Annotated in this window: 22 protein-coding genes; 18 read left to right on the plus strand and 4 right to left on the minus strand. The window is 72.5% G+C overall.

Features of this window, described 5'->3' with window-relative positions:
- Positions 1-39: 39 nt before the first annotated feature.
- The 10 genes from KIK06_RS03170 (at position 40) to KIK06_RS03215 (ending at position 8,760) form a co-directional block, all read left to right on the plus strand.
- The gene (locus KIK06_RS03170) at positions 40-747 is read left to right on the plus strand and encodes an SseB family protein (protein ID WP_268641830.1); all 708 of its coding nucleotides are present in this window, start codon (positions 40-42) and stop codon (positions 745-747) included.
- Between the two features lie 84 nt (positions 748-831).
- Complete coding sequence (locus tag KIK06_RS03175; RefSeq protein WP_268641831.1) at positions 832-1,764, plus strand: prepilin peptidase; 933 nt, start codon at positions 832-834, stop codon at positions 1,762-1,764.
- A 45-nt stretch (positions 1,765-1,809) separates the two neighbouring features.
- Positions 1,810-2,991 (plus strand): chorismate synthase, encoded by a 1,182-nt coding sequence (gene aroC / locus KIK06_RS03180; protein ID WP_268645835.1) that lies wholly within the window; start codon positions 1,810-1,812, stop codon positions 2,989-2,991.
- A gap of 181 nt (positions 2,992-3,172) precedes the next feature.
- A complete protein-coding gene (locus KIK06_RS03185) occupies positions 3,173-3,688 on the plus strand; it encodes a shikimate kinase (protein WP_026127895.1) in 516 nt (171 codons plus the stop codon).
- A complete protein-coding gene (aroB, locus tag KIK06_RS03190) occupies positions 3,685-4,767 on the plus strand; it encodes a 3-dehydroquinate synthase (protein WP_268641833.1) in 1,083 nt (360 codons plus the stop codon). The genes KIK06_RS03185 and aroB overlap by 4 nt, the downstream gene beginning before the upstream one ends.
- A gap of 159 nt (positions 4,768-4,926) precedes the next feature.
- Positions 4,927-5,487: an elongation factor P gene (efp, locus tag KIK06_RS03195; protein ID WP_017600261.1), complete on the plus strand. Its 561-nt coding sequence runs from the start codon at positions 4,927-4,929 to the stop codon at positions 5,485-5,487.
- Positions 5,487-5,900, plus strand: coding sequence for a transcription antitermination factor NusB (gene nusB / locus KIK06_RS03200; protein WP_017600260.1), 414 nt, complete (start codon positions 5,487-5,489; stop codon positions 5,898-5,900). The genes efp and nusB overlap by 1 nt, the downstream gene beginning before the upstream one ends.
- Before the next feature lie 54 nt (positions 5,901-5,954).
- Positions 5,955-6,746 (plus strand): methyltransferase domain-containing protein, encoded by a 792-nt coding sequence (locus KIK06_RS03205; RefSeq protein ID WP_268641834.1) that lies wholly within the window; start codon positions 5,955-5,957, stop codon positions 6,744-6,746.
- Between the two features lie 79 nt (positions 6,747-6,825).
- Complete coding sequence (dinB, locus tag KIK06_RS03210; protein ID WP_268641835.1) at positions 6,826-8,112, plus strand: DNA polymerase IV; 1,287 nt, start codon at positions 6,826-6,828, stop codon at positions 8,110-8,112.
- 243 nt (positions 8,113-8,355) lie between these two features.
- A complete protein-coding gene (locus tag KIK06_RS03215) occupies positions 8,356-8,760 on the plus strand; it encodes a DUF3040 domain-containing protein (RefSeq protein ID WP_268641836.1) in 405 nt (134 codons plus the stop codon).
- A gap of 254 nt (positions 8,761-9,014) precedes the next feature.
- Here the strand turns inward: KIK06_RS03215 and KIK06_RS03220 are convergent, their stop codons facing one another.
- From KIK06_RS03220 to KIK06_RS03230, 3 genes are read right to left on the minus strand one after another with little or no spacing between them, the layout of a single operon-like run.
- Entirely contained in the window at positions 9,015-11,345 is a 2,331-nt protein-coding gene (locus KIK06_RS03220) for a transglutaminase family protein (protein ID WP_268645836.1), read from the minus strand.
- A gap of 17 nt (positions 11,346-11,362) precedes the next feature.
- On the minus strand, positions 11,363-12,634 hold the full coding sequence (locus KIK06_RS03225) for a DUF58 domain-containing protein (RefSeq protein WP_268641837.1): 1,272 nt from the start codon (positions 12,632-12,634) through the stop codon (positions 11,363-11,365).
- Positions 12,631-13,623: an AAA family ATPase gene (locus KIK06_RS03230; protein WP_017600254.1), complete on the minus strand. Its 993-nt coding sequence runs from the start codon at positions 13,621-13,623 to the stop codon at positions 12,631-12,633. Before KIK06_RS03230 ends, KIK06_RS03225 begins: the two co-directional genes overlap by 4 nt.
- A 411-nt stretch (positions 13,624-14,034) precedes the next feature.
- On the opposite strand from KIK06_RS03230, the gene mraZ reads away from it, so the two are divergent.
- From mraZ to KIK06_RS03250, 4 genes are all read left to right on the plus strand, one after another.
- Positions 14,035-14,466, plus strand: coding sequence for a division/cell wall cluster transcriptional repressor MraZ (gene mraZ, locus KIK06_RS03235; RefSeq protein ID WP_017600253.1), 432 nt, complete (start codon positions 14,035-14,037; stop codon positions 14,464-14,466).
- A gap of 280 nt (positions 14,467-14,746) precedes the next feature.
- On the plus strand, positions 14,747-15,787 hold the full coding sequence (gene rsmH / locus KIK06_RS03240) for a 16S rRNA (cytosine(1402)-N(4))-methyltransferase RsmH (RefSeq protein ID WP_268645837.1): 1,041 nt from the start codon (positions 14,747-14,749) through the stop codon (positions 15,785-15,787).
- Between the two features lie 16 nt (positions 15,788-15,803).
- Positions 15,804-16,235, plus strand: coding sequence for a hypothetical protein (locus KIK06_RS03245; protein ID WP_017600252.1), 432 nt, complete (start codon positions 15,804-15,806; stop codon positions 16,233-16,235).
- The gene (locus tag KIK06_RS03250; protein WP_268641839.1) at positions 16,232-18,202 is read left to right on the plus strand and encodes a peptidoglycan D,D-transpeptidase FtsI family protein; all 1,971 of its coding nucleotides are present in this window, start codon (positions 16,232-16,234) and stop codon (positions 18,200-18,202) included. The genes KIK06_RS03245 and KIK06_RS03250 overlap by 4 nt, the downstream gene beginning before the upstream one ends.
- Before the next feature lie 193 nt (positions 18,203-18,395).
- On the opposite strand, the gene mmuM is transcribed toward KIK06_RS03250, so the two are convergent.
- Positions 18,396-19,307: a homocysteine S-methyltransferase gene (mmuM, locus tag KIK06_RS03255; RefSeq protein WP_268641840.1), complete on the minus strand. Its 912-nt coding sequence runs from the start codon at positions 19,305-19,307 to the stop codon at positions 18,396-18,398.
- A 175-nt stretch (positions 19,308-19,482) separates the two neighbouring features.
- Between mmuM and KIK06_RS03260 the strand changes: the two genes are divergently transcribed.
- The 4 genes from KIK06_RS03260 (at position 19,483) to murD (ending at position 25,498) form a co-directional block, all read left to right on the plus strand.
- Positions 19,483-21,153, plus strand: coding sequence for a UDP-N-acetylmuramoyl-L-alanyl-D-glutamate--2,6-diaminopimelate ligase (locus KIK06_RS03260; protein WP_017600249.1), 1,671 nt, complete (start codon positions 19,483-19,485; stop codon positions 21,151-21,153).
- A gap of 379 nt (positions 21,154-21,532) precedes the next feature.
- Entirely contained in the window at positions 21,533-22,981 is a 1,449-nt protein-coding gene (locus KIK06_RS03265; RefSeq protein ID WP_268641841.1) for a UDP-N-acetylmuramoyl-tripeptide--D-alanyl-D-alanine ligase, read from the plus strand.
- On the plus strand, positions 22,978-24,051 hold the full coding sequence (gene mraY / locus KIK06_RS03270; protein WP_268641842.1) for a phospho-N-acetylmuramoyl-pentapeptide-transferase: 1,074 nt from the start codon (positions 22,978-22,980) through the stop codon (positions 24,049-24,051). The genes KIK06_RS03265 and mraY overlap by 4 nt, the downstream gene beginning before the upstream one ends.
- Before the next feature lie 4 nt (positions 24,052-24,055).
- On the plus strand, positions 24,056-25,498 hold the full coding sequence (gene murD / locus KIK06_RS03275) for a UDP-N-acetylmuramoyl-L-alanine--D-glutamate ligase (protein WP_268641843.1): 1,443 nt from the start codon (positions 24,056-24,058) through the stop codon (positions 25,496-25,498).
- Positions 25,499-25,521 lie beyond the last annotated feature (23 nt).

The raw sequence follows: 25,521 nt of genomic DNA on the forward strand, positions 1-25,521 counted from the left end.
CGGCCACCGATCCGTCGACGCCCGGTAGAGTCGGGATCCGTGAGCAGACCATCCATCATCGGCGCCCAGAACTTCCGCGACGACGACGGCAGCGCCGACCCCGAGGTCGAGACGCGCCTGCGCGACCACGCGGCGGGCCGGGTCGGGGACCGCCAGGTCCTGTCCGCGCTCGCCGACTCCCGTGTGCTCATCCCCGTCGTGGCCGTGGCCACGGAGACGGAAACGGGCGCCGCCGGGCTCACCAAGGACAAGTCGAGCGAGGTCGCCGTCCCCATCATGACCGGCAAGGACGGGCGTCGCGGCGTGCTCGCCTTCACTTCCGTCGACGCGGTGCGGCGCTGGCGCCCCGACGCCCGTCCCGTCCCCTTCACCACCCAGGACGCGTGCAAGGCCGCGGTCGAGGAGGGCGCCGACGCCCTGGTCGTCGACGTGTCCGGACCCCAGCCCTACACCATCCAGGGCCGGTTCCTCGGACTGCTCGCCGAACACGGGCACGTCCCCGAACCCAAGGACGACCCGCAGGTCCTCGCGCTCATCTACCGCGTCACACACGCCGAGTTCGGCATCGATCGAGTACGCGTCCACCGGTCCGAGCGCGCTGAGATCGGCATCCGCCTCGAACTCGACGAACGGGACGACGAGGTCCTGCGCCGGGTCGCCGAGCGCCTGCGGGCCGAGCTCGGCCACGTCCTGCCCGGGGGCGTCGAACTCAGCGCGGTCGTGCGCGCACGCCGGGACGCGGACTGACCCGCGTGCGGGTCGTCCAGGGTTTGTCCACAGGTCGAGGTCGGGTACTGTCGCCGCACCCTCGCCGCGGGTAGGTTTCCTACCATGGCCACCCCCTCGCTGCTCGCGCTCCCGGCCCAGCTCTGGCCGGTCGCCACCGCCGTCGCGGTCCTGCTCGGGCTGTCCGGGGCGCTGGTCGGCCTCGTCACCGGACGACTCGTGTACCTGTTCGCCGCGGCCCGCCCGGACACCCGCTCGCGCGGACGCGCCGCCGTCCACGCCGTGGAGGCGGCTCCCTCCGCGCCCGGCGCGGACCCGGACCCCGCCCTCGACGAGGACGAGGGGCCGCCGCCCCCGCGCTGCCCGCACTGCCGCGCCGAACTCCGCTTCGTCCGCGGACTCCCCACCGTCGCGGACCGCGGTTTCCGGCGCCGGGGCAGATGCCCCCACTGCGAACAGGTCGTGGGTCCGCATCCCGCGGCCGTCGCCGCCACCGCGGTCCTGTACGCGCTCGTCGGCGCCCTGGCGGTCCACCACGTCTCCTGGTTCCCCCTCGGTCACCTGGCCGTGCTCTGGCTGGTGACGATCGGGGTGCCGCTGGCCGTCGTCGACCTGCGCGTGATGCGGCTGCCCAACGACCTCGTCGCCCCCGCCTACCCGGTGGCGGGACTGCTTCTGGCCGGCGCCGCCCTCACCGCGCCCGGCGGACCCGACCTCGGCGCGGCGGTGGGGGCCCTCACCGGCATGGTGCTCGTCGCCGTGCTCTTCTGGCTCCTGTGGCGCGTCAACCCCCGGGGTATGGGCTTCGGCGACGTGAAACTGTCTGGACTGACCGGGCTCTACTGCGGCTGGGCGGCCGGGCCCATGGGCGCCCTGGTGGCGATCTTCTGGGCCTTCGCCGCCTTCTGCCTGGTGGTGGCGGTCCTCCTCGCCCTGCGCCGCCTCGCCCGGAGCGAACCCTTTCCACTGGGGCCCTTCCTGTTGGCCACGACCCTCGCCACTGTTCTGGCAGGTCAGCCCCTGGTGTCCGGATGGTGATATCCGATGCCGCGTCCAGCGGCGATCCATGGGAAGATCGTGCACATGTTGCGTTGGCTGACCGCGGGGGAGTCCCACGGGCCGGCACTCGTCGCGATTCTGGAGGGCCTTCCGGCCGGTGTGTCCGTCACCTCTGACGACATCGCCGCCGCACTGCTCCGCCGACGCGCCGGGTACGGCCGTGGTGCCCGGATGAAGTTCGAACAGGACCAGGTCTCCGTCATCGGAGGCATTCGCCACGGCCGGACCCAGGGGGGACCGGTCGCGATCGAGGTGGGTAACACCGAGTGGCCCAAGTGGGAGAAGGTGATGTCGCCCGACCCCGTGTCCGCCGAGGAGCTGGCGGACATCGCGCGGGGCGCGCCGCTCACCCGGCCCCGCCCCGGGCACGCCGACCTGGTCGGCATGCAAAAGTACGGCCACGAGGAGTCCCGGCCGATCCTGGAGCGCGCCAGCGCCCGTGAGACCGCGGCCCGGGTCGCCGTCGGCGAGGTCGCCCGGCAGTTCTGCCGCCAGGCGCTGGGAATCGAGATCCTCAGCCACGTCGTGTCCATGGGGCCTGTCGCGGTTCCCGAGGGCTCCGCCGAGCCCCGCCCCGAGGACCTGGCCGCCGTCGACGCCGACCCGGTGCGCTGCTTCGACGCCGAGACCAGCGCCCGCATGGTCGAGGAGATCGACGACACCAAGAAGAGCGGCGACACCCTCGGGGGCGTGGTCGAGGTGCTCGCCTACGGCCTGCCTCCCGGTCTGGGCAGCCACGTCCACTGGGACCGCCGCCTGGACGCCCGGCTGGCCGGAGCCCTCATGGGCATCCAGGCCATCAAGGGGGTGGAGGTCGGCGACGGCTTCCGCACCGCCGCGCGCCGCGGCTCCGTCGCCCACGACGAGATCGAGCCCGGCCCCGACGGCGTACGTCGCCGGACCAACCGCGCGGGCGGTGTCGAGGGCGGCATGAGCACCGGCGACCCGCTGCGCGTGCGCGCCGCGATGAAGCCGATCGCCACCGTGCCCAGGGCGCTCGACACCATCGACACGGAGACGGGTGAACCCGCCCAGGCCCACCACCAGCGCAGCGACGTCACCGCGGTCCCGGCCGCGGGCGTGGTCGCCGAGTCCATGGTCGCGCTGGTCCTGGCCGAGGCCGCCGTGGAGAAGTTCGGCGGGGACTCGGTCGCCGAGACCACCCGCAACCTGCGCGGCTACCTGGACTCGCTCACCATCCGGTAGGGCGTGTGCGCCGAACACGCCCTGAGCCGGAGGCGGTGGTCCCGGCCGGGTGCCGGGCCCACCGCGTGCGCGTGGTCGCGGGACGGGCGGGTCTGCTAGACAGATGTTGGACGAGGACGACATGCGGTTCCCCGCGTGCGCGGGGATGGACAGGCGGGCGAGTGTGGCCAGAGCGATCGCGGTGCTCATCGGATCCCCAGGGTCGGGCAAGTCGACCGTGGGGCGTGCCCTGGCCGAACGCCTGGGCGCCGAACTCCTGTGCACCGACACCGAGATCGAGAAGCGCGCGGGCAAGCCGATCGGTGACATCTTCGTCGAGGACGGCGAGCCGCACTTCCGCGCGCTGGAACGCGAGGTCGTCGCCGAGGGGTTGCGCTCATGGGAGGGCGTGATCGCCGTCGGCGGCGGCGCCGTCCTGGACGAGGACACCCGAGCCGACCTCGCCGACCACCACGTGGTCTACCTCCAGGTCGAGTTCGCCGAGGCGGCCAAGCGCGTGGGCATGGACGTCGCCCGGCCCCTGCTCGCGGGCAACCCGCGCACCCGGCTCCGCAAGCTCCTCGACGAGCGCCTGCCCATCTACGAGGGCCTGGCCACGGTCACCGTGCCCACCACGGACCAGCACCCCGAAGAGATCGTCGACGCCATCCTGCCCACCCTCGGGTCCGGGCGGACGACTGGAAAGGCCCAGCAGTGACCGTGACCCGCATCGGCGTCGGCGAACCCTTCGCCCGCTACGACGTGGTGGTCGGCAGCGGCGTCCTCGCCGAACTGCCCTCGTTGGTCGGTTCAGCGGCCCAGGTCGCCGTCATCCACCCCCGGAGCCTCGGCGAGATCGCCCGTCCCGTCATCGGCGCGCTGGAGGCCGCCGGGTACACGGTCCGGCCCATGCCGGTACCGGACGGTGAGGCCGCCAAGACCGCCGCCGTGGCCACCGACCTGTGGTCCCGGCTCGGCCAGCACAACTTCACGCGCACCGACGCGATCGTCGGCGTCGGTGGCGGCGCCACCACCGACCTGTCCGGCTTCGTCGCCGCCTCCTGGCTCCGCGGCGTCCGCTCGGTCCTGGTCCCCACCACCCTGCTCGGCATGGTCGACGCCGCCGTCGGAGGCAAGACCGGGATCAACACCCCCGAGGGCAAGAACCTCGTCGGAGCCTTCCACCCGCCCGCCGGGGTCCTGTGCGACCTGGCGACTCTGCCGAGTCTGCCTCGGGCGGACTACGTGGGCGGCCTCGCCGAGGTCGTCAAGGCGGGGTTCATCGACGACCCCGTCATCTGCGACCTCATCGAGGACGACCCCGAGGGCGCCACCCTCCCCGAGGGCAAGCACACCCGCGAACTCATCGAACGCGCCATCCGGGTCAAGGCCGACGTCGTCTCCGGCGACCTCAGGGAGAGCGGTCGCAGGGAGATCCTCAACTACGGCCACACGCTCGGCCACGCCATCGAACGCGCCGAGAACTACACCTTCCGGCACGGCTACGCGGTGTCCATCGGCATGGTCTTCGCCGCCGAACTGGCCCGCCTCGACGGCCGTATCGACTCCGGTCTGGTCGAACGCCACCGCTCGTTGCTGACCTCGGTCGGCCTGCCCGTCTCCTACGCCGCCGAGGCCTGGCCCGAGCTGCGGGCCGCGATGAGCGTCGACAAGAAGGCCCGCGGGGCCACCCTGCGCTTCGTCGTGCTGGACGCTCTGGCGAGCCCCACCATCCTCAGCGCCCCCGCCCCCGAACTGCTGGACGCGGCCTACCGCGCGGTTACCGGCGGCGCCTGAGTCCCGCGAAGCCACTAGACTGCCCATAGGAGGGGTGCGCCCCGGCGGCCCGACGCCGCTGGTCAGTACCTGAGGACTTCCGGTCCCCACCCCACCGATCACCGGCCGGAGCACCGCGCCCGGTCCCGACGTGTCAGACCCCTTGGAGAGACGACCGAAGTGGCCACGACGAACGACATCAAGAACGGCAAGACCCTGCGACTCGACGGCGTCCTGTGGAACGTCCTGGAGTTCCAGCACGTCAAGCCGGGCAAGGGCGGCGCGTTCGTCCGCACGAAGCTGAAGAACGTCCTCACGGGCAAGATCGTCGACAGGACCTTCAACGCCGGGGCCAAGGTCGAGTTCGCCGATGTCGACCGCCGCGACATGGAGTACCTGTACAACGACGGCGCGAACTTCGTCTTCATGGACTCCACCACCTTCGACCAGCTCGAGGTCGGCTCCGCGGTCGTCGGCGACAACGCCAACTTCCTCCTGGAGAACACCAAGGTCACGGTGGCCACCCACGAGGGCGACCCGCTCTACATCGAGCTTCCCGCCGCCGTCGAGATGGAGATCACCCAGACCGACCCCGGTGTCCAGGGCGACCGCTCCACCGGCGGCACCAAGCCCGCCACCGTCCAGACCGGCGCCACCATCCAGGTGCCCCTGTTCATCACCACCGGCGAGCGCGTCAAGGTCGACACCCGCACGGGTGACTACCTCGGGCGAGTCAACTGATGAGCGGAGCACGGCGCAAGGCGCGGCGGCGCGCGGTCGAGGTCCTCTACGAATCCGAGGTCCGCGGTATCTCGGTCGACGACGTCATCAGTCGTCGCCGGGCCCAGCCCGAGCCGCCGATCAACGAGTTCACCGAGAACCTGGCCCGGGCGGTCGACGAGCGGCGCACGCGTATCGACGAACTGCTGGACACCTACGCCATCGGCTGGACCCTGGAGCGCATGCCCGTCGTCGACCGCAACATCCTGCGGATGGGCGCCTACGAGCTGCTGTGGGCCGAGGACATCCCCGACGGTGTGGCGATCGCCGAGGCGGTCGGTGTGGCCAAGGAGCTGTCCACCGACGAGTCGCCGAACTTCGTCAGCGGACTTCTGTCACGCTTGATGGAGAACAAGGCACAGCTCGCCCTCTGACGGCGGCCACGCGAGGGCGGCCACGGGCGGGGACACCGGATTGAGGGGACGCAGGTGACTGACAGGACCAGCGCGACCGCGACCACCAGCGGCTTCGGCGCGGGCGGCGCGACCGGGCCGGGACGGGCGGCCAACGCGGCGCGCACCGCCGTGGTGTGGGACGCCCTCGCGGAACTGCTGGCCCGTCTCGGGTCGGGGCCCCTGGAGATCGTCGACGCCGGTGGCGGCACGGGCGGTGCCGCCGTCCCGCTCGCCGAACTCGGCCACCGCGTGACCGTCGTGGAGCCCAACCCCGACTCCCTGGCCGCCCTGGAGCGCCGCGCCGCGGAGCGCGGTGTCACGGTGCGCGGCGTCCAGGGCGAGACCCGTGACCTGGCCTCGCTGTTCGCCCAGGGCAGTGCCGACCTCGTCCTTGTGCACAACGTGCTGGAGTACGTGGAGGACCCCGCCGGGGCACTGCACGACGTCGTCGGAGTCACCCGCCCCGGCGGGGCGGTGAGTCTGCTGGTCACCAACGCCGTCGCCGGGGCACTGCACCGGGCGCTGGCCGGGCACATCGCCGATGCCGCTCACCTGCTCGCCGACCCCGAGGGACGGTGGGGCGAGGGCGACCCGATGCCGCGCCGCTTCACCCGCCAGCAGCTCCTGGCCCTGATCGGTGAGGCCGGTCTCACCGGCGAGCGGATCCGCGGCGTGCGCGTGTTCGCCGACGTCCTGCCCGGGCACGCCTGGGAGGGCGACCTCCACGCCGGGCAGCGCCTGGTGGAGTTGGAGAAGGCCGCCGCCGACCACCCGGAGCTGGTCGGTATCGCCACGCAGTTGCACGCCGTCGCGCATCGCCCCTGAGGCTGCCCGCCCCGCGCGGCCGCGACGGTCGGCCCGCGCGGTGGGGCGGCCGTCCCCGGAGCGGGCGTAACCTGGGCCCATGAGCCGACGCCAACTGGAGCGCGGTGCCGCGCTGCGCGGAATGGCCACCCCCGACGGGATCGTCGCGCTGGGATCGGACTTCCCCGCGGACGGGTCGGGCCCCGACGCGGGATGCGACATCCTGCACCTGGACATGGACGCGTTCTTCGCCAGCGTCGAGCAACGGCGCGACCCCGAGGCCAGGGGGCGCCCGGTCATCGTCGGCGGGACCGGACCGCGCGGGGTGGTCTCCTCGGCCGACTACCTCGCCCGGGCCAAGGGCGTCCACTCGGCGATGCCCATGGTGCGGGCGACGCGCCTGTGTCCGGAAGCGGTCGTGTTCCCTCCGGACGGAGCCGCCTACCGTGCCGCCTCCGAGGCCGTCATGGACATCCTGCGGTCGGTGACCCCCCTCGTCCAGCCGCTCTCCCTCGACGAGGCCTTCCTGGACGTGTCCGGGGCGCGCAGGCGGCTCGGCGGACCCGTGCGCATCGCGGCGATGATCCGGGAACGCGTCCGATCCGAGCAGCGGCTGACCTGCTCGGTGGGTGTGGCCGCCACCAGGTTCGTCGCCAAACTCGGCTCCACGCACTGCAAACCCGACGGTCTGCTCTTGGTCCCCACCGACCACACGCGCTCCTTCCTGGACCCGCTCCCGGTGGGGGCGCTGCCCGGTGTGGGAGACCGGACCGAGCAGACCCTGGCGAGGCTGGGACTGCGCACGGTCGGCGCCCTGGCCCGAACCGACCCCCACCTGTTGCGGATGGAGCTGGGAGCCAAGGCGGGCACCCGCCTGTCGGAGCTGGCACGCGGTGTGGACGGGACTCCGGTGGTGCCGGAGACCCACGACAAGAGCGTCGGGGCCGAGGAGACCTTCGACGCGGACGTGGGTGACCCGGAGGTGATCAACCGCGAGCTGTTGCGGCTGTCCGAGAAAGTGGCACGGCGCCTGCGCACCTCGGGGCAGGTGGGGCGCACGGTGAGCGTGAAACTGCGGCGGGCGGACTTTTCCACCATCACCCGGTCGCGGACCCTTCCCGAAGCCACGGACGTGGGCCGGGAGATCAGCGCGGTGGCACGCGAACTGTACGCCGCGGCGGGACTGGAACGGATGAAGTTGCGGCTGGTCGGCGTTCGGGTGGAGGGGGTGCTCCCCGCCGCTCAGGCTCCGCGTCAGCTGGCCCTGGGCGAGAAGGAGAGCGGTTGGCGTGACGTCGAACGCGTGATGGACCGGGTGACCGCCCGGTTCGGTCCTGGCGCGATACAGTCGGCGGTACTGGCCAAGCGTGACGAAAACGACGTATGATTCCGCAACTTCCGGACCCCTCCGAGCGTTCTTACGGTAGGACCGGAGTCAGGGTAGGCAGAGAGGCATGGAAGCCGGTGTTTCCGATACAGGGTGTGGGTACCGTGACCCAAGTGGGTCAGGTGGTCACGCAGCTTTTCTTTCCAGCAGGCGCTAGCGCGCCGTATTCTGGGCATACCACTGACCGAGAGACTGTTCATCAGTACCCGTCACCCCAACCGGGGACTGTCGTAGGGAGGCGCCGTGCCGCTCTCTGAACACGAGCAGCGCATGCTCGACCAGATCGAGCGGGCGCTGTATGCCGAGGACCCGAAGTTCGCGAACACCGTTCGGCAAACGAACCCCGCGGTCCATTACAAGCGCTGGATCATCAAGGCCGTACTCGGTTTCGTCATCGGTGTCATATTGCTGCTGGCGGGCCTCCTGATCGGTAACCCGGTCATGCAGGTACTCATCAGCGTCCTTGGCTTCATCGTCATGCTGGCGTGCTTCCTATGGGGCGCCAACGCGTGGCGCAAGGCAGCCGGAGGGGGAGCCGAGGCCGCGGTGCCCGCCGCGGACACGAAGCAGAAGCGCAAGGGCACACGTCCGGGCATGATGCACCGGTTCGAGGAGCGGTGGCGTCGCCGCCAGGAGGGCGAGGAGTAACCCCTCCCTCGCGGTGGGCCCGGACGGCGCTCCGGCTCCCACCCCTTGGAGTGATGCGTCGGCGCGGCCGGGGACGGCACGAAGAGCACGGAAGCGGCGGGGTCGGGATGAGGACCCCGCCGCTTCTCGTGTTCGGGGGCGCAGCCGCCGACCGGGGGCGCCGGTCAACCCCTCCCGCCCGGACGCCGGACACGGAAGACCCCCGGGCCCGTCCCGGGACAAGGGACCGGCTCGGGGGTCTGCCCGCGGTTCTCTCAGGCGGTCGTCGGCGCGGGTCGCACGGTTGGTCGCGGACGGTGCCACGGCGCCAGCGAACGCGGTAGCAGCACCGCCCTGAACCTGGCCCATCGGCCGCTGGCCGCGACCAGTCCGGCACGGGCCACGCGCAGGTCCTCCCGCGCACCCGGAGCGGCGGCGGGCTCGGGCGCGTACCGGGCGGACTCCTCACCCAGCGCCAGGCGCCACAGCGCCGCACGGGCCTCCTCCGGGACCGCTTCCCGCGCCGCGAGGCGTGCGGCCGTCGCCCGCGGGCTCTCCGTCAGATCCCACGCCACACCCAGGTCCAGGCAGGTGTCCCGCAGCTCCCGCCACGCGGCGTGTGCCGCGACGGCGGCGGAGCCCCCCGTGAGGGCGGCCGTGCGTGATCCGCGCACCGCGATCCGGGCGAGGGCGGGAAGGGCGACCAGCAGCAGCGCGCCCAGGACCGCGCCCACGACCGGCAGCCACACGAGGGCGGCCCAGCCGCCCGAGTCCGACTCCGTGTCGGCGCCCGCCGCCGTCTCGTCCGTCTCCTCGTCCTCGGGGGCCGCGCTCCCCTCGGGCCCGTCGGTCGGCTCGTCGTTCTCACGCTCGTCGTCGGCGGAGGGCTCGGTCTCCGGACGCTCCGTCTCCTCGTCCTCCGGCTCGCCGACACCCTCGCCTTCGGTGTAGTCGGGCACGGTGGCCGTCTCCTGGCCGTCGGTGGGGGTCGGCTCGAACCGCACCCAGCCCACGCCCTCGAAGTACAGCTCCGGCCAGGCGTGCGCGTCACCCGTGGACACCGACCAGCGGCCGTCGCCCATCCGCTGGCCCGGAGTGAAACCGGTCGCCACGCGGGCGGGGATGCCGGCCTGGCGCGCCATGACCGCCATCGCGCCCGCGAACTGCTGGCAGTACCCCACCCGCTCCTCCAACAGGAAGTGGACCAGCGGGTCGCCTCCCTCAGGGACCGGGGGCGGACTCAGGTCGTAGCGGAAGTCCCCCTGGGTGAAGTGCTCCCGGAGGGCGACGGCCCGTTCGTAGGGCGAGTCCGCGCCCTCGGTCACCGTCTCGGTCAGCTCCGCCACGCGTGGGTCCACGTCGTCGGGCAGCCAGAGGAAGGAACCCGGCACCGACCGCGGCCGCCCCGTCTCCGCCAGCTCGTCCGCCGACAGCGTGACCGACGCGGACTCGACGGTGTAGCTGAGGCCGGTGCGCGGGCTGTCGGTCGTGAACACCACGAGGCTCTCGGGGTCGGCGTACCACTCACCGGACACCTCCACCGAGCGCGGCCAGTACGGCATCGGCAGGAAGTCCGGGCCGAGAGCGTCGGAGTCCATGGAGATCCGCGTGGTCGCGGTGGGACCGTCGGGCTCGCCGGACCACCCCGTCGGCAGCGGCAGGTCGTCCCCGATCCGGGAGTCGCGGTCCGCCTCGACCGGCGTCATCGTCCAGTCCACGCCGTCGAACTCGTCCAGCACGTGCGTGCGCAGGTAGTCGGGCTCCTCGGCGTCGGTGGTGTAGGTGAACAGCGTTCGGTTCGAGTCGGCGTTCAGGTTGCTGCGGAGCGAGACCAACGGGTCCGTGATGGTGATGCCGTTCGGCCCGTTGCCGATGTAGGTGCCGTCCGCGGCCTGGTGGATGACGTCGCTGCGCAGCGACGGAACCGCCAGCGGGACCGTGAGCGCCAGCAGCACCGCCGCCGCGACGGACACCCCGACGACGGCCGTGCGCCGCAGGCCGACCAGGAACCGCGTCGAGAGGTCGCGCCGGTCGGGCACGAGGATCCCCCATTCCCGTCCGCGCAGCCACACGTCCACGGCCAACAGGGCGAGGAACCCGACCGAGGCGCTGATCGCGGCTCCCGGGGCCACCCCCCCGTCGTCCACCACCAGGGGGACCGCCAGCAGCGCGACCAGTAGACCCCCGACCATCCCGGGACAGCGGGCGGTCACGGCGAGGAAGTCCGCGGCCATCGCGATGACGCCGAAGGCCACCGCGATGATCAGTGCGACCCCCGCGGTCCCGGTGACCGGAGGCGTGCCGGTGTCGATGGCGTCGATGCCACGCTCCAGCACGCGTACCAGTTCGAGGAAGGTACCGGAGGTGGGGACCACCCCCAGGACGGCGGTGTGCGCCGCGAACAGCGGGGTGAGCAGCAACGTCATGACGAGGATCTGGAGGAAGGGCACGGCCGTGGCGCTCCACCCGGTCAACCGGTAGAGCGCCGAGGCCGCCGCCGCGCCGACCATCATCGCCACGGCCGGGAACCACCAACCGGAGCCGGTCACGACCGTGCCGAGCAGCGGAACCGCCGTCACGAGGCTGACCAGTGTGACCGTCGGCATCAGGGCGGGCAGGGCTCTCAACGCGGACCCTCCAGGGGGGTGGTCGGCCCGGCCGCCGGGGCGGGGGCGCTCGCCCGCCGCCACAGGGGAGGCAGCTCACGGGGCGTGGAGACGGTCAGGACTCGCCACCCGGCGGACGCCAGGAGCTCACCGGCGCCGTTCAGGGCGTCGGCGGAGGACCAGGCGGCCCGGGCGCACAGTACGGCCAGGCGCGTGCCGCCGCGGATCGCCGACAGCGCCGCGACCTCCTCGGGGTCCATCGCTCCCAGGACCGCCACCACCAGGCTGGGGGATCCGCCCCTCTGGGCGCCGAGCATGTCGAAGCCGCCGAGCAGCCCCGGGACGTCGGAGGGCGCGGTCACGGCCAGACTGTCCAGGGCCTCGGAGGAGACGGCGGTGGGAACACGACCGCGCTCGGTGTACAGCCGCAGTTCGTGGCCGTTGTCGATCAGATGCACCGCGACCGAGGCGGCGGCGGACACGGCGGTCTCCAGTGAACCGGCCGGGCCCTCGCCGAGATGGGCCCGCAGTCGGGTGTCCAGCAGGACCGCGCTGTGCTCGCGCCGGTGCTGTTCGTCGCGGCGCACCATGAGTTCACCGTGCTTGGCGGTGGACCGCCAGTGCACCCGGCGCAGCTCGTCGCCGTACCGGTACTCGCGGGGAACCGGATCCTGCTCGCCGACGCCGGTCACCGACCGTCGCGGCGACTCCTCACCCTGGGAGCCGTCGACCGCCCCGAGAGGGGACAGCGGCACGGTCGACGGTGTGACGAGCAGGTGTGAGGGGGACCCGACCACGCGGGTGACGCGCACGCATCCGAGCGGGTCGGTCATTCCCACCATCAACGGGCCGATGGCGTAGCTGCCGCGTACGGCGGGGCGCACGAGGTAGGACACGTCGCGGACCGCGCGTGCCCCCAGGTAACCGATGGTGAAGCGGGGGTGGGTGCCCAGGGGCACGGGCAGGCCGTCCTGGACGAACACCGACGTGACGGGCCAGACGGAGGAGGCGTTGCCGATCCGCACCAGCACGCGCGCTTCGTGCCCGGCCGGGACCCGGTTCGGGACGAGGGTCCGGCCGTTCACGATCCGCGCCGCCGCGCCGACCAGGACGAGCGAGGCGACCGACGGAACGGCGATCAGCAGCACGCCCAGGCCCACGGCCTCGCGTTGGCGCGTGACGAGACCGGCCACGAGGGCCAGGACGCCGAAGAAGAGCACGAGGCCGCCGCGTACGGTGAGGGTCCGCCTGGTCCGGGACGGTTCCGGGGGCGTCGACTGTCCGGTCACTGCGGGCCGGGGACGGGGAGACGGGAGACCAGCTTGGCGACGATCTGCTCGGCGGACAGACGCTCCATCCCCGCCTCGGGGCTGGGCAGCAGCCGGTGCGCCAGGACCGGTACGGCCAGGGCCTGGATGTCGTCGGGGACGACGTAGTGCCGACCGTCCAGGGCGGCGTAGGCGCGGGCGGCGCGTACCAGGTGCAGTGTCGCGCGGGGGGAGGCGCCCAACCGCAGCTCGGGGCTGGTTCGCGTGGAGTTGACCAGGTCGACGATGTAGCGGCGCATCCCGGGCGCGACGTGCACCGAACGTACCTGGTCGGCCAGGTCGCGGACGTGCGCCGCGTTGGTGACCGGCGCCAGGGCGTCCAGGGGCGAGTGGGCGCTGTGCGCGTCGATCATGTCCAGTTCGGCCTGGGGCGCGGGGTAGCCGACGGAGACACGGGCCATGAACCGGTCCCGCTGCGCCTCGGGGAGGGCGTAGGTGCCCTCCATGTCCGAGGGGTTCTGCGTGGCCACCACCATGAAGGGGCGCTCCAGCGTACGGGACTGGCCGTCGGTGCTGACCTGGCGCTCCTCCATGCACTCCAGGAGGGCGGCCTGGGTCTTGGGGGAGGCGCGGTTGATCTCGTCGCCCAGGACGATGTTGGCGAACACCGGGCCGGGGTTGAACTCGAACTCGTGCCGGTCCTGGTGGTAGACGTTCACGCCGGTGATGTCGCTGGGCAGCAGGTCCGGGGTGAACTGGATCCGCTGCACCGAGCAGTCGACCGCCCGGCCCAGGGCCTTGCCGAGCATCGTCTTGCCCACGCCGGGCACGTCCTCGATGAGGAGGTGGCCCTCGGCGAGCAGGACCGTCAGCGCGACGCGCAGGACCTCCGGCTTGCCCTCGATGACGGTCTCGATCGCGCCGCGGACGCGGTCGGCGACGGTGACGATCTCGCCGACGTTGGCTTGGACCCCGCCCTCGTGACCGCCGTGGTGTGTGCCGAGTGACACGAGACCCCTCCCGCTCGTCCTGGCTCTGTGTGTCGGTGTCGCTCCGAGGCTAGGCCCATTCGGAGCGATTGCAAATCAAAGTGCCGGAATCGGTCGCCGTTCGTGCTGGTCGGCGAGGTCTGACGTGAGAACCGGGGGTGCGACGCTCCGAAACCCCGCCACCCGCCTCCGTTCCGGCTCCCTTTTCCTCTTCTTCCCTATCCCCCTACTCCCCGCGCGCGGGCGCGAGGGGGCGGGCCGGACTCGGGCCGCCCGGCGCCCCACCCGGACCCCACGCTCGTGACCTGCGTTTTCGAGGACGAATCGGCGCAGGGACACGGGTTGGCGCTGTTGACGGTGGGGGAGAGTGGAGTAAGGTGGGGAATCGTGGGGAAAACGAGGTTCCCACGACGGGGTGAGGGAGGTGAGGCCGTGTTTCTCGGCACTCACACGCCTCGCCTCGACCAGAAGGGGCGGCTGTTCCTTCCGGCGAAGTACCGCGACGAACTGTCGGGGGGGTTGGTGATCACGAAGGGTCAGGAGCACTGCCTCTACGTGTTTCCGGTAGAGGAGTTCCGGCGCGTCACGGAGGCGCTCAGCTCCGCCCCGGTCACCGCCAAGGCGGTTCGCGACTACGGTCGGGTCCTCTTCGCCAGCGCGTCCGACGAGTCCTGCGACAAGCAGGGCAGGATCACCATCCCGCCGAAACTGCGTGACTACGCGGGTCTGGACCGTGAGTGCGTCGTCATCGGCGCCAACACGCGGTTGGAGATCTGGGCGGCTCAGGCCTGGTCGGACTACGAGGCCGAGCAGGAGCAGGCCTTCGCGCGACTCTCGGAGGAGGTGCTGCCCGGGGTGCTGTGACACCGGCGTTGTCGCCGGTGTGTCCAGCACGACAGTCCACACCCTCGCAAGCCGGGGTCCGGCCGGACCCGCGGACACGGCACGGACGAGCTGGCGCGACTTCCCCGGCGCCAGGTCGTCAACGCGAGCCCGCCGAAAGGTGGACAATGGCGGCCGTGTCCGGACGAGGTTCGGCCGGAACCCGGTCGGGCCACGCCAAGGACACCGCGTGACGCACACATCCGTGCGCCCGCGTGGACACTCAGGGGGAGAGGGCGACAGCGTGGAGGAACGGCACGGCATGGGGGACGACCGGCGGCACGGGGGCCCGGGCGGTTCGGACGACGCCGACGGCATCGCCGCCCGGATCGCGGCCGCCAGGGCAGGGCTCGATCCCCTGCACGTACCCGTCATGCTCGATCGGATCGTGGAACTGCTCGCGCCCGCGCTCAGCCATCCCGGCGCCGTGTTCGTCGACGGCACCCTCGGTCTGGGCGGCCACTCCGAGGCCCTGCTGAAGGCGTGCCCCACCGCGCGCCTCGTCGGGGTGGACCGGGACACCACCGCGCTGGAACGCAGCGCGAGGCGGCTGGCCCCCTACGCCGACCGCACCCACTTCGTGCACGCGGTCTACTCCGACATCCCGCGCGCCCTGGACGAGGCGGGCGCACCCGAGGCCGACGCGGTTCTGCTCGACCTGGGTGTGTCCTCACCCCAGCTCGACGAGACCGAACGCGGCTTCGCCTACGCGCACGACGCCCCCCTGGACATGCGCATGGACCGCACCCAGGACCTCACGGCCGCGGACGTCGTCAACACCTACCCCGTCGCCGAGCTCACCCGGGTCCTGCGCGTCTACGGCGAGGAGCGCTTCGCCTCCCGCGTCGCCCGCGCGATCGAGCGGCGGCGCGCCAAGGCCCCCATCGCCTCCACCCGCGAACTGGCCGAACTCGTCCGCGACGCCATCCCCGCCGCCACCCGCCGCACCGGAGGGCACCCGGCCAAGCGCACCTTCCAGGGGCTGCGCATCGAGGTCAACGCCGAACTGTCCATCCTCGAACACGCCCTGCCCGCGGCGGTCTCCCGCCTGTCGGTCGGCGGACGGATCGCGGTGCTGTCCTACCACTCCCTGGAGGACAGGATGACCAAACGCGCTCTGGCCGACCTGGCCACCGACACCACCCCCGCCGACCTCCCCGTCCCGCTCCCCGACCGGCAGCCGGAGCTGCGGCTGCTCACCCGGGGCGCGGAACTCCCCACGGACGCAGAGATCGAAGGCAACCCACGTGCGCAGTCCGCCCGCCTCAGGGCGGCCGAGCGCGTACGCCGGGCATCGCGGTAGAGCGGTAGGAGAGCAGATGAGTTCGAGTACGGACACACGCCGCGCACCCGACCGCGGGGAGGGCGCCGGGCGGACGCGGTCGGCCCGCGGCGGCGCGCGGGCGTCGGCCAAGACGGGTGCCGCCCGCGACGCGGGCGGGCAGGGCCGCGCCCCGCGCATCCCGTTCGTCCTGCTCATCCTCTGCCTGCTCGGCGGCGCGCTGGTCAGCCTCCTCGTGCTGCGCAGCGTCATCGCCCAGGAGGCCTTCACCATCACCCGGCTCCAGGCCGAGAACCGTGAACTCGCCTATACCCAGCAGCAGTGGCGCGACCGGATCGCGCGGCTGGAGAGCTCCCAGCGCATCGCGGACGAGGCCGAGAACCTGGGCATGGAGCGACCCGAGGAGGGGCCGCGCTTCCTGGACCGGGACCGCGGTGAGGTCCTCGGCGGCACCGGGGGCGACGAGTGAGCTTCCCGCGCGACCGACGCCCCCGCGACCCGAAGCGGCCCGGGGCGACCGGGCGTTCGGGGTCGCGGCCCGACAAGCGCCCCCGTAAGTCGTCGAGCCGTCCCGCGGGCGGCAGCCGTCCCAGCGCCAACACGCGCTCCGCGGGACGCCCGACCCGTGGATCCGGACGTGACCGGGAGCGCACGCGCGGACGCGCCGCGCCGCCGCCCCCGCCACTGCTCAGGCGTACCTTCCACAAGGGCGACCCGCACAAGCGCATCAAGTTCGGCGGTGTGCTGATCGTCGTGGTGCTGCTGCTCTTCGCCGGACGGCTGACCCAGATCCAGGGCCTGGACGCCGAGACCTACGCCGAGGCGGCGTCCAACCTGCGCCTCCAGACCATCGACATCCCCACGTTGCGCGGCCAGATCACCGACGTCAACGGCAGCCCGTTCGCGCTGTCGGTGGAGGTGCGCAGGATCTTCGTCGACCCGGAGGAGGTCGAGGAGGACGAGCGGGCCCAGCTCATCGACGAGCTCGTCACCCGGTTCGACCTGGATGAGGACGAGGTCACCGCGCGGGTGGACGCCCGCCCCAGCCGGTACCAGGTCGTGGCCACCGACATCCTGCCCCGCGACTGGGCGGACCTGCGCGGCCTCGGCCTGTCCGGGGTCGGCGCCGAGGTCGACTACCGGCGCGTCTACCCCGAGGAGACCGGAGCCGCCGACCTGGTGGGCTTCGTCGGATCCGAGGGCTACGGACTGGAGGGGCTGGAAGGCTACCTCGACTCCACCCTCGCGGGTGAACAGGGCAAACGCCAGGTCGAGGTGGGCAGCGACGGCACGCAGATCCCCATGGCCGGCGGCCTGGTCCGCGAACCCGTCCCGGGCCAGGACGTGCGCCTCACACTGGACCGCGACATCCAGTGGTACACGGCCCAGGTCCTGGCCGAACGGGTCGAGGAGCTGGAGGCCGAGGGCGGCAGCGCCATCGTCATGCGCCCGAACGGGGAGATCCTCGCGATGGCCGACTACCCCACCTACTCCCAGGACGACATCTCCGACGCCAGCCCGGCGGACTGGGCCAACGGGGCGGTCCACGACACCTTCGAGCCGGGCAGCACCAACAAGGTCATCACGATGGGCGCGGCCCTGGAGGAGGGGGTCACCACCCCCGACACCGTCTACACCGTGCCCTACGCCATCCAGTACTACGACCAGACCTTCCGCAACTCCAGCAACCGCGGCACCCAGCGGCTCACGGTCAACGGCATCATGGCCCAGTCCAGCAACGTGGGCACCATCAAGGTCGCCGACCAGGTCGGGGCGGGGGTCCTGCACTCGTACCTGGAGACGTTCGGGCTCGGCCAGCCCACCGGACTCGCGCTCCCCGGCGAGGAGGCGGGCATCCTCACCGACCCCGAGGACTGGTGGGGCACCCAGCTGCCGTCGGTGTCCATCGGCCACGGCCTGTCCGTGAACGCCGCCCAGATGGCGTCGGTCTACGCGACCATCGCCAACGGCGGGGTTCGGGCCGAGCCGCGGGTCGTGGCCGGGACCGTGGACAGCGAGGGCGAGTTCACCCCGTCCGAACAGGGTGAGCGGCGCCGGGTGCTCAGCGAGGAGACCGCGGAGCAGCTCGCGCTCATGCTGGAAGCGGTCACCAGCGACGAGGGCACCGCACCCCAGGCCCGCATCGACGGTTACCGCGTGGCGGGCAAGACCGGTACCGCCAACCGGATCGACCCCGAGACCGGCCGCTACGAGCGCGGCGCCTACACCGCGACGTTCGCCGGGTTCGCCCCCGCCGACGACCCCGAGCTGGTCGTCCAGGTGGTCCTGCACAACCCGCAGGAGTCCTACTACGGTGGCGAGGCGGCCGGGCCCGTGTTCAACGACATCATGTCCTTCGCGCTCCGGTCGATGCGCGTCCCGCCCACGGACACCGAGCCGCCCGCCATCCGCCTCTTCGGCGACGAGCAGGGTTAGGACGAGCGGGCTAAGACAGTGTTCCTCGGGGTCCGCCGCCGCGCTTCGGCCCGTGTTCGGGCGCCCACGGGGCAGGGGTCCTTCGTCCTCGGCCTCGCCTGCCGCTCGTTCCTCGCTCGCGGCTCGCCTCGTCCCGCAGAACCCCGCCGACGCCCGAACAAGGCCCCTGGGGTGACCCTCCGGGAGGCAGGCCTCAGGCGAACCGCTCGTCCACACGGGCGCGGATCGACCGCACGTGCTCGGGTCCGGTGCGGCAGCACCCGCCCACGAGCACGGCGCCGGCCTCGCACCAGGTGACGGCGGCCGCCCCGAACTCCTCGGGGTCGCTCGTGCCGGTCCACCTGCGTCGACGCGCGTCCCACACCTCACCCGAGTTGGGGTAGGCCACCGCGGGCAGTCCGACCGCCGCGACGGCGCGTACCAGCGACGGGACGAACCGGGGCGCGGTGCAGTTGACCCCGACCGCCACCAGCCGCCCCTCGGCGTGCCGCGGGGCGAGTTCGGCAGCGACCTCCGCCAGCGGCGTGCCGTCGCCGATGTGTTCCCCGTCCACGCACGAGAAGCTCATCCACGCGCGCACCCCCGGCGTCCCGTCCAACAGTCGTGCCAGGGCCCGGGCCTCGTCCAGTGACGGAATCGTCTCGCACGCCACCAGGTCGGCTCCCGCTCCGGCGAGCAGTTCCCACCGCTCACGGTGCCACGCCACGAGTCCGTCCTCGTCCAGGTCGTAGTCCCCGGTGTACTCCGAACCGTCCGCCCGCGCCGCGCCATAGGGCCCCACCCCCGCCGCGACCAGCCCCGCACCGAACGCGTCCCGCGCCTCGCGGGCCAACTCCACGGATCGCACGACCAGCTCCCGGCCCCGCGTCCGGCCGGTCCCCCTCGCGACGAACGCCTCCACGGTCGCCTGGTAACCGGCGGCGATCGCCACGTCAGCGCCCGCCTCGAAGTAGTCCGCGTGCACCCGGCGCACCAGCTCGGGCTCCTCCGCCAGCAGCCGCGCCGACCACAGCCCGCCGCCCAGGTCCCGTCCGTAGGACTCCAGACGGGTCGCGAGCCCCCCGTCGAGGACGAGCGGCCGCTCACCCGAAGCGATCCGAACCATGGGCTGCCTCCCAGTCGTGTGTGATCCACCGTATCGATGCGCCGTGGACCGCCCTCTCCGGGCGCACCCCGCGTAACCTGGGGGAAACTCCCGCGCGGGGAAACCACGCCGCGCGCAGCGTGGAAATTACCGAGCGGTCGTCCACAGCCGTTAACCTCCACTCGTGCCACCGGTAATGCGACCTGAACACACCCAATTCCGTCCGCTGTCCGCCCTCGCGACGCTGCTCGGGCCGGACACCACACTGCTGCGCCCCAACCCCGGCGCCGACGACACCGCCGAGGTGCCCGGCGAGGAGGTGCACGTCCGCGGCATCACCCACGACTCACGCCAGGTACACCCCGGCGACCTCTACGCCGCCCTGCCCGGTGCGCGCGCCCACGGCGCCGACTTCGCCGCGCAGGTCGCCGAGGCCGGGGCCGCCGCGATCCTCACCGACGCCGCCGGAGCCGAGCGGGCGTCGGCCACCGGACTGCCGGTGCTCGTCGTCCCGGACGCGCGGGCCGCACTCGGCACCGCGGCCGGATGGGTCTTCGGCGATCCCGCCCGGGACCTCCTCCTGGTCGGGACCACGGGCACCAGCGGCAAGACCACCATCACCTACCTGGTCGAGTCGGGCCTGCGCCAGGCCGGGATGAGCACCGGTCTCGTCGGCACCGTCGAGATGCGGGTCGGTGACGAGCGAGTCGCCTCCTCCCTCACCACCCCCGAGGCCACCGACCTGCACGGCCTGTTCGCGGTCATGCGTGAGCGCGGCGTCACCGCCGCCGCCATGGAGGTCTCCAGCCACGCCCTCGCCCTGGGCCGGGTCGGCGGCACCCACTACGACGTCGCCATCTTCACCAACCTCTCCCAGGACCACCTGGACTTCCACGCCGACCTGCGCGACTACTTCGACACCAAGGCGCGCCTGTTCACCCCCGAGTACTGCGACATCGCCGTCGTCAACACCGACGACCGCTTCGGCCGCGCGCTCGTGGACATGGTGCGGGGGGACGGCGCCGTGCCCGTCACCACCTTCGCCGTGGACGGTTTCTCCGACGCGGCCCCCGAGGCGGGCGGCATGCCGGCCGACTGGCGCGCCGTGGACGTGCGCCTGGGCGCCACCGGCAGCACCTTCCGCATCGTCGGTCCCGGAGGTATGGAGGCCAACGCCTCCGTCTCCCTGCCCGGGCCGTTCAACGTGTCCAACGCCATGGCCGCCATCGTCGGCCTGGTCGAGGCCGGGTTGCCGCTGGAGACCGCGATCGCCGGGGTGGCCGCGGCGCCCGGTGTGCCCGGACGCATGGAGCCCGTCGTCGTCCACGACGTGCCGAGCGCGGTCCAGGACTTCACCGCGATCGTCGACTACTCGCACAAGCCGGGCGCGATCGAGGCGGTCCTGACCGCCCTGCGCACCACCACCCGAGGGCGGCTGACCATGGTCGTCGGCTGCGGAGGCGACCGCGACCGCGCCAAACGCCCGCTCATGGGCGAGGCCGCCGCGCGCCTGGCCGACCACCTGGTCATCACCAACGACAACCCGCGCACCGAGGACCCCGTCACCATCGCCACCGCGATGCTGGAGGGCGTGGCCAAGGTCTCCGAGGACGTCCGGGCGCGCGTCACCGTCGAACTCGACCGGGCCGAGGCCATCCGCCTGGCCGTGGCCGGGGCCGACGCCGGGGACGTGATCGTCGTCGCGGGCAAGGGCCACGAGACCGGCCAGTACGTCAAGGGAGAGGTCCTGCCCTTCGACGACCGCGAGGTCCTGCGCGCCGCGTTGGAGGAGCGGCTCAGCGTCAGCGCCCGCGAGCGCCTGGGGGTCGCCCTCCAGGACATCCACCGGGCCCCTGACGAGGGCTGACGGCGCCACACGCCCGGACGTGACCGTTCGGGTCGCCCGGGGCGTGGCCGCGCCATCGCCCCGGGCGTGTCCGTGGGGCGCGCCGCATCGAGTACGGCCCGGTGCGGCGGTACGGTCACGAAGTGGCGCATATTGCTCTACACGGGCCCCGACAGGACCTCAGACACCTCAACATGTTCTAAGGTAGGTCCGGCAATCGCAGCCCGGAAGCGTGCCGCCCATGGTGGCTCCCACGGCAGTGGCGCGTGCCGACCCCGTGGTGAGGCCCGCGCGCCGTCGCGCGCACGGCATCCGCGGTGCCATCCCCTGACCTGAACTCCGGCCGGGTGGCCAAGCGCTCCTGCGGCGCCGTGAGCCGGGCCTGACATGAGGAGTGGATTTGATCGCGCTCACGCTCGATCGGATCGCTGAGATCACCCATACCGCGATCGGCGGATCAGCGCGCCCCGACACCGTCGTGGACGGCCCGGTCGTCATCGACTCGCGCCAGGCCGCGCCGGGAGCGCTCTTCGTCGCCCTGGCCGGCGAACGCGTGGACGGGCACGACTTCGCGGCCGCCGCCGTCGAGGCGGGGGCGGCGGCCGTCCTGGCGTCCCGCCCCGTCGACGCGCCACACCTGCTGGTGGACGGCGGCGACGACGAGGTCGTGGCGGCGTTGACGCGACTGGCCGCCCACGTGGCCGGGGAGCTCGGCGATCCCCGTCGGGGAGCGGACACCACCGAGGTCGTCGGGGTCACCGGGTCCTCCGGTAAGACCACCACCAAGGACCTCATCGCCCAGGTCCTCGCCCGACACGGCACCACGGTCGCCACCGCCGGTTCGTTCAACAACGAGATCGGCCACCCGCTCACGGTGCTGCGGGCCGGCACGGACACGCGCCACCTCGTGCTGGAGGCCGGGGCGCGAGGGATCGGGCACATCGCCCACCTGTGCCGTGTCGCGCCTCCGCGCATCGGTGTCGTCCTCAACGTCGGCAGCGCGCACATGGGCGAGTTCGGCGACCGCGACGCGATCGCCCGGGCCAAGGGCGAACTCGTCGAGGCGCTCCCGCCCGGCGGGCGGAAGCGCGGCGGAGGCGGCGTGGCCGTCCTCAACGCCGACGACCCGCGGGTGAGCGCGATGGCCGGACGCACCGAGGCGCGCGTGGTCACCTACGGTCTGGCCGAGGACGCGGACGTGCGCGCCACCGACGTGGTCCTGGAGTCGACCGGGGCCCCGTCCTTCACGCTTCACCTGGGCGGCGACTCGGCCCGGGTGCGGTTGGCGCTCGTGGGCGCCCATCAGGTGCACAACGCGTTGGCGACCGCCGCGGTCGCCGACGAACTCGGCATGGACATCGCGGAGGTCGCCGACGCCCTGGGAGCGGCGACCCCGGTGAGCCGGTGGCGCATGGAAGTCACCGAGCACGACGGCGCCACGCTCGTCAACGACGCCTACAACGCCAACCCCGAGTCCATGCGCGCGGTCCTGACCACCTTGGGCTCCCTCGCACGCGAGCGCCGTTCCATCGCCGTGCTCGCCCACATGGCCGAGCTGGGCGAGGACGGACACGCGGAGCACGAGCGAGTGGGCGAGTTCGCCGCCCAGACCGGTGTGTCCCACCTGATCGTGGTCGGAGAGCAGGCCGAGGGGATCGCCGTCGGCGCCGAACGCGCCGCCAGAGAGGGGCGGTGGCGTGGCGAGACCGTCCGGGTGCCGGACGCCGGGGCAGCTGCCTCGGCGGTGCGCGAGCGGATGCGCACAGGAGACGTCGTCATTGTGAAGGGATCGCGGGTGGCAGCGCTCGAAAGGGTTATCGACCTCATCACCAAGGGTGATGTCCAGTGATCGGCATCTCCATCGCGGCGGCGATCTCGCTCATCGTCTCCATGGCGCTGATGCCGCCGCTGATCAAGCTCCTGTACCGGTTCAAGTTCGGCCAGGAGGTCCGCGACGACGGTCCCGAGGGCCACAAGACCAAGCAGGGCACGCCCACGATGGGCGGCATCGTCATCATCCTCGGCGCGGTCGTGGGCTACTTCGGCTCGCACCTGGTGCTGTGGCTGGTCCAGCCCGGCGCGAACGGACCCACCGCCTCCGGCCTGCTGGTGATGTTCCTCTTCGTCGGCATGGGGTGCGTCGGTTTCCTCGACGACTTCATCAAGATCTACAAGCGCCGCAGTCTGGGCCTGCGCAGCGGGGCCAAGATGGTCGGCCAGGCCGTCGTCGGCGTCGGCTTCGCCTACGGCGTCACCCAGTTCCCCAACGGCTACGGATACACGCCGGCCGCCCCCAGCCTGTCCTTCCTCCGCGACTTCGGCCCCGCGCTGATGCTCCCGCTGTTCATCCTCTGGGCGCTGTTCCTCATCGTCGGCTTCTCCAACGCGGTCAACCTCACCGACGGCCTCGACGGCCTGGCCACCGGCGCGACGATCCTGTCACTGGTCGCCTATGTCATCATCGGCAACTGGCAGCTGCGCCAGTCCTGCGTCTCCTACCTGGCCACCAACTGCTACACGGTCCGCGACCCCCTGGACCTGGCCGTGGTCGCCTCCGCCGTCCTCGGCTCCTGCATCGCCTTCCTGTGGTTCAACGCCCCTCCCGCGAAGATCTTCATGGGCGACACCGGCTCCCTGGCCCTGGGCGGTCTCATCGTGGGTCTGGCCATCACCACCCGCACCCAGCTCCTGCTGCTGCTCATCGGCGGTCTGTTCGTCATCATCACCATGTCCGTGATGATCCAGATCAGCTCGTTCCGCCTGACCGGCAAACGCGTCTTCCGGATGGCCCCGCTCCAGCACCACTTCGAGCTCAAGGGATGGGCCGAGACGACCATCGTGATCCGCTTCTGGATCATCCAGGGCTTGTTCGTGGCGATCGCCATCGGACTGTTCTACCTGGAATGGATGCCAAGGTAGAGGCATGGCGAACCACGAGAACCCCGACACCGCGACCGCCTTCGCCGACCGCACGGTCTGCGTCGCCGGGCTGGGCGTCTCCGGTCCCCCCGTGGCCCGGGCGCTCCTGGCCCGCGGCGCCCGCGTGGTCGTCGTCGACGGTCGCGACGACGACACCACCCGCCCGGTGGCGGCCGAACTGACCGCGGCCGGCGCCGAGGTCGTCCTGGGGGACACCCCGCTGCCCGAGGGGTGTGACCTGGTCGTCACCTCGCCGGGGTGGCGGCCCGACTCCCCGCTGCTGCTCCGCGCCGCGGAGGCGGGGATCGAGGTCGTCGGCGACGTGGAGCTGGCCTGGCGGCTCAAGCCCGCCGACCAGGTCTGGCTGGCCGTCACCGGCACCAACGGCAAGACCACCACGGTCCGGATGCTGGAGGCGATGCTGCGCGCCGACGGGCGTGACGCGCTGGCCGTGGGCAACGTCGGCACCCCGATCATCGACGCCGTCCTGCCCGACGCCGACGGACACGTCCACGACGTCCTGGCGGTCGAGCTGTCCAGCTTCCAGCTGCACTGGTCCTCCACCGTCCGCCCGCACGCCGCCGCCGTGCTCAACGTCGCGCCCGACCACCTGGACTGGCACGGCGGACTCACCGCCTACGCCCGTGCCAAGGGCCGGGTCTTCGCGCGCGGCACCGTGCGCGTGGTCAACACCGCCGACCCCTGGTCGGTGCGCCTGGCCGAGGAGGACGGCGACCCGCACACGCCGATGGTGGGGCTGCGTCTGGAAACCCCCAAGGCGGGGGAGCTGGGCGTGGTCGAGGACCTGCTGGTGGACCGGGCGTTCGTCGCGGAGCCGCACAGCAGCGCCGAGGAGCTCGCCACCCTCGCCGACGTGCGTCCAGCCGCCCCGCACAACGTGGCCAACGCCCTGGCCGCCGCCGCGCTGGCCCGCTCGATCGGTGCGGCTCCGGGGTCGGTGAAGGCCGGACTGACGGCCTTCGTCCCCGAACCGCACCGCATCGCGTACGTGGCCACGGTGGGCGGTGTCGACTACGTCGACGACTCCAAGGCCACCAACCCGCACGCCGCGGCGGCCTCGCTCAGCGCCTACCGCTCGGTGGTGTGGATCGCGGGCGGACTGCTCAAGGGCGCCGAGGTCGACGATCTCGTGGCCATGGCCGCGGACCGGCTGCGCGGCGCGGTGCTCATCGGCGCCGACCGGGCCAGGTTGCGCGAGGCCCTGGCCGAGCACGCGCCCGACGTTCCGGTGGTGGAGGTCGAGGGACCGGCCGCGGACGCCCCCGAGGGGCACACGGTCATGGACGCGGTGGTGTCCGCCGCCGCGGAGCTGGCCGCGGAGGGCGACACGGTGCTCCTGGCGCCAGCCGCCGCCTCCATGGACATGTTCACCAATTACCCCGAGCGGGGCCGATTCTTCGCCGAAGCGGTCGAACGACGACGCTGAGTATCGGATTGACGCCCGCGCGT

It is taken from the genome of Nocardiopsis sp. EMB25, from assembly GCF_026797795.1.
GTDB classification, from domain to species: Bacteria; Actinomycetota; Actinomycetes; order Streptosporangiales; family Streptosporangiaceae; genus Nocardiopsis; species Nocardiopsis lucentensis.

Excerpts from the sequence above, each read along its gene's own strand:
- KIK06_RS03175 (WP_268641831.1), top strand. The coding sequence starts at position 832 with ATGGCCACCCCCTCGCTGCTCGCGCTCCCGGCCCAGCTCTGGCCGGTC.
- aroC (WP_268645835.1), top strand. The coding sequence starts at position 1,810 with ATGTTGCGTTGGCTGACCGCGGGGGAGTCCCACGGGCCGGCACTCGTC.
- nusB (WP_017600260.1), top strand. The coding sequence starts at position 5,487 with ATGAGCGGAGCACGGCGCAAGGCGCGGCGGCGCGCGGTCGAGGTCCTC.
- dinB (WP_268641835.1), top strand. The coding sequence starts at position 6,826 with ATGAGCCGACGCCAACTGGAGCGCGGTGCCGCGCTGCGCGGAATGGCC.
- KIK06_RS03220 (WP_268645836.1), bottom strand. The coding sequence starts at position 11,345 with ATGCCGACGGTCACACTGGTCAGCCTCGTGACGGCGGTTCCGCTGCTC.
- rsmH (WP_268645837.1), top strand. The coding sequence starts at position 14,747 with ATGGGGGACGACCGGCGGCACGGGGGCCCGGGCGGTTCGGACGACGCC.
- KIK06_RS03245 (WP_017600252.1), top strand. The coding sequence starts at position 15,804 with ATGAGTTCGAGTACGGACACACGCCGCGCACCCGACCGCGGGGAGGGC.
- mmuM (WP_268641840.1), bottom strand. The coding sequence starts at position 19,307 with ATGGTTCGGATCGCTTCGGGTGAGCGGCCGCTCGTCCTCGACGGGGGG.
- KIK06_RS03260 (WP_017600249.1), top strand. The coding sequence starts at position 19,483 with ATGCGACCTGAACACACCCAATTCCGTCCGCTGTCCGCCCTCGCGACG.
- murD (WP_268641843.1), top strand. The coding sequence starts at position 24,056 with ATGGCGAACCACGAGAACCCCGACACCGCGACCGCCTTCGCCGACCGC.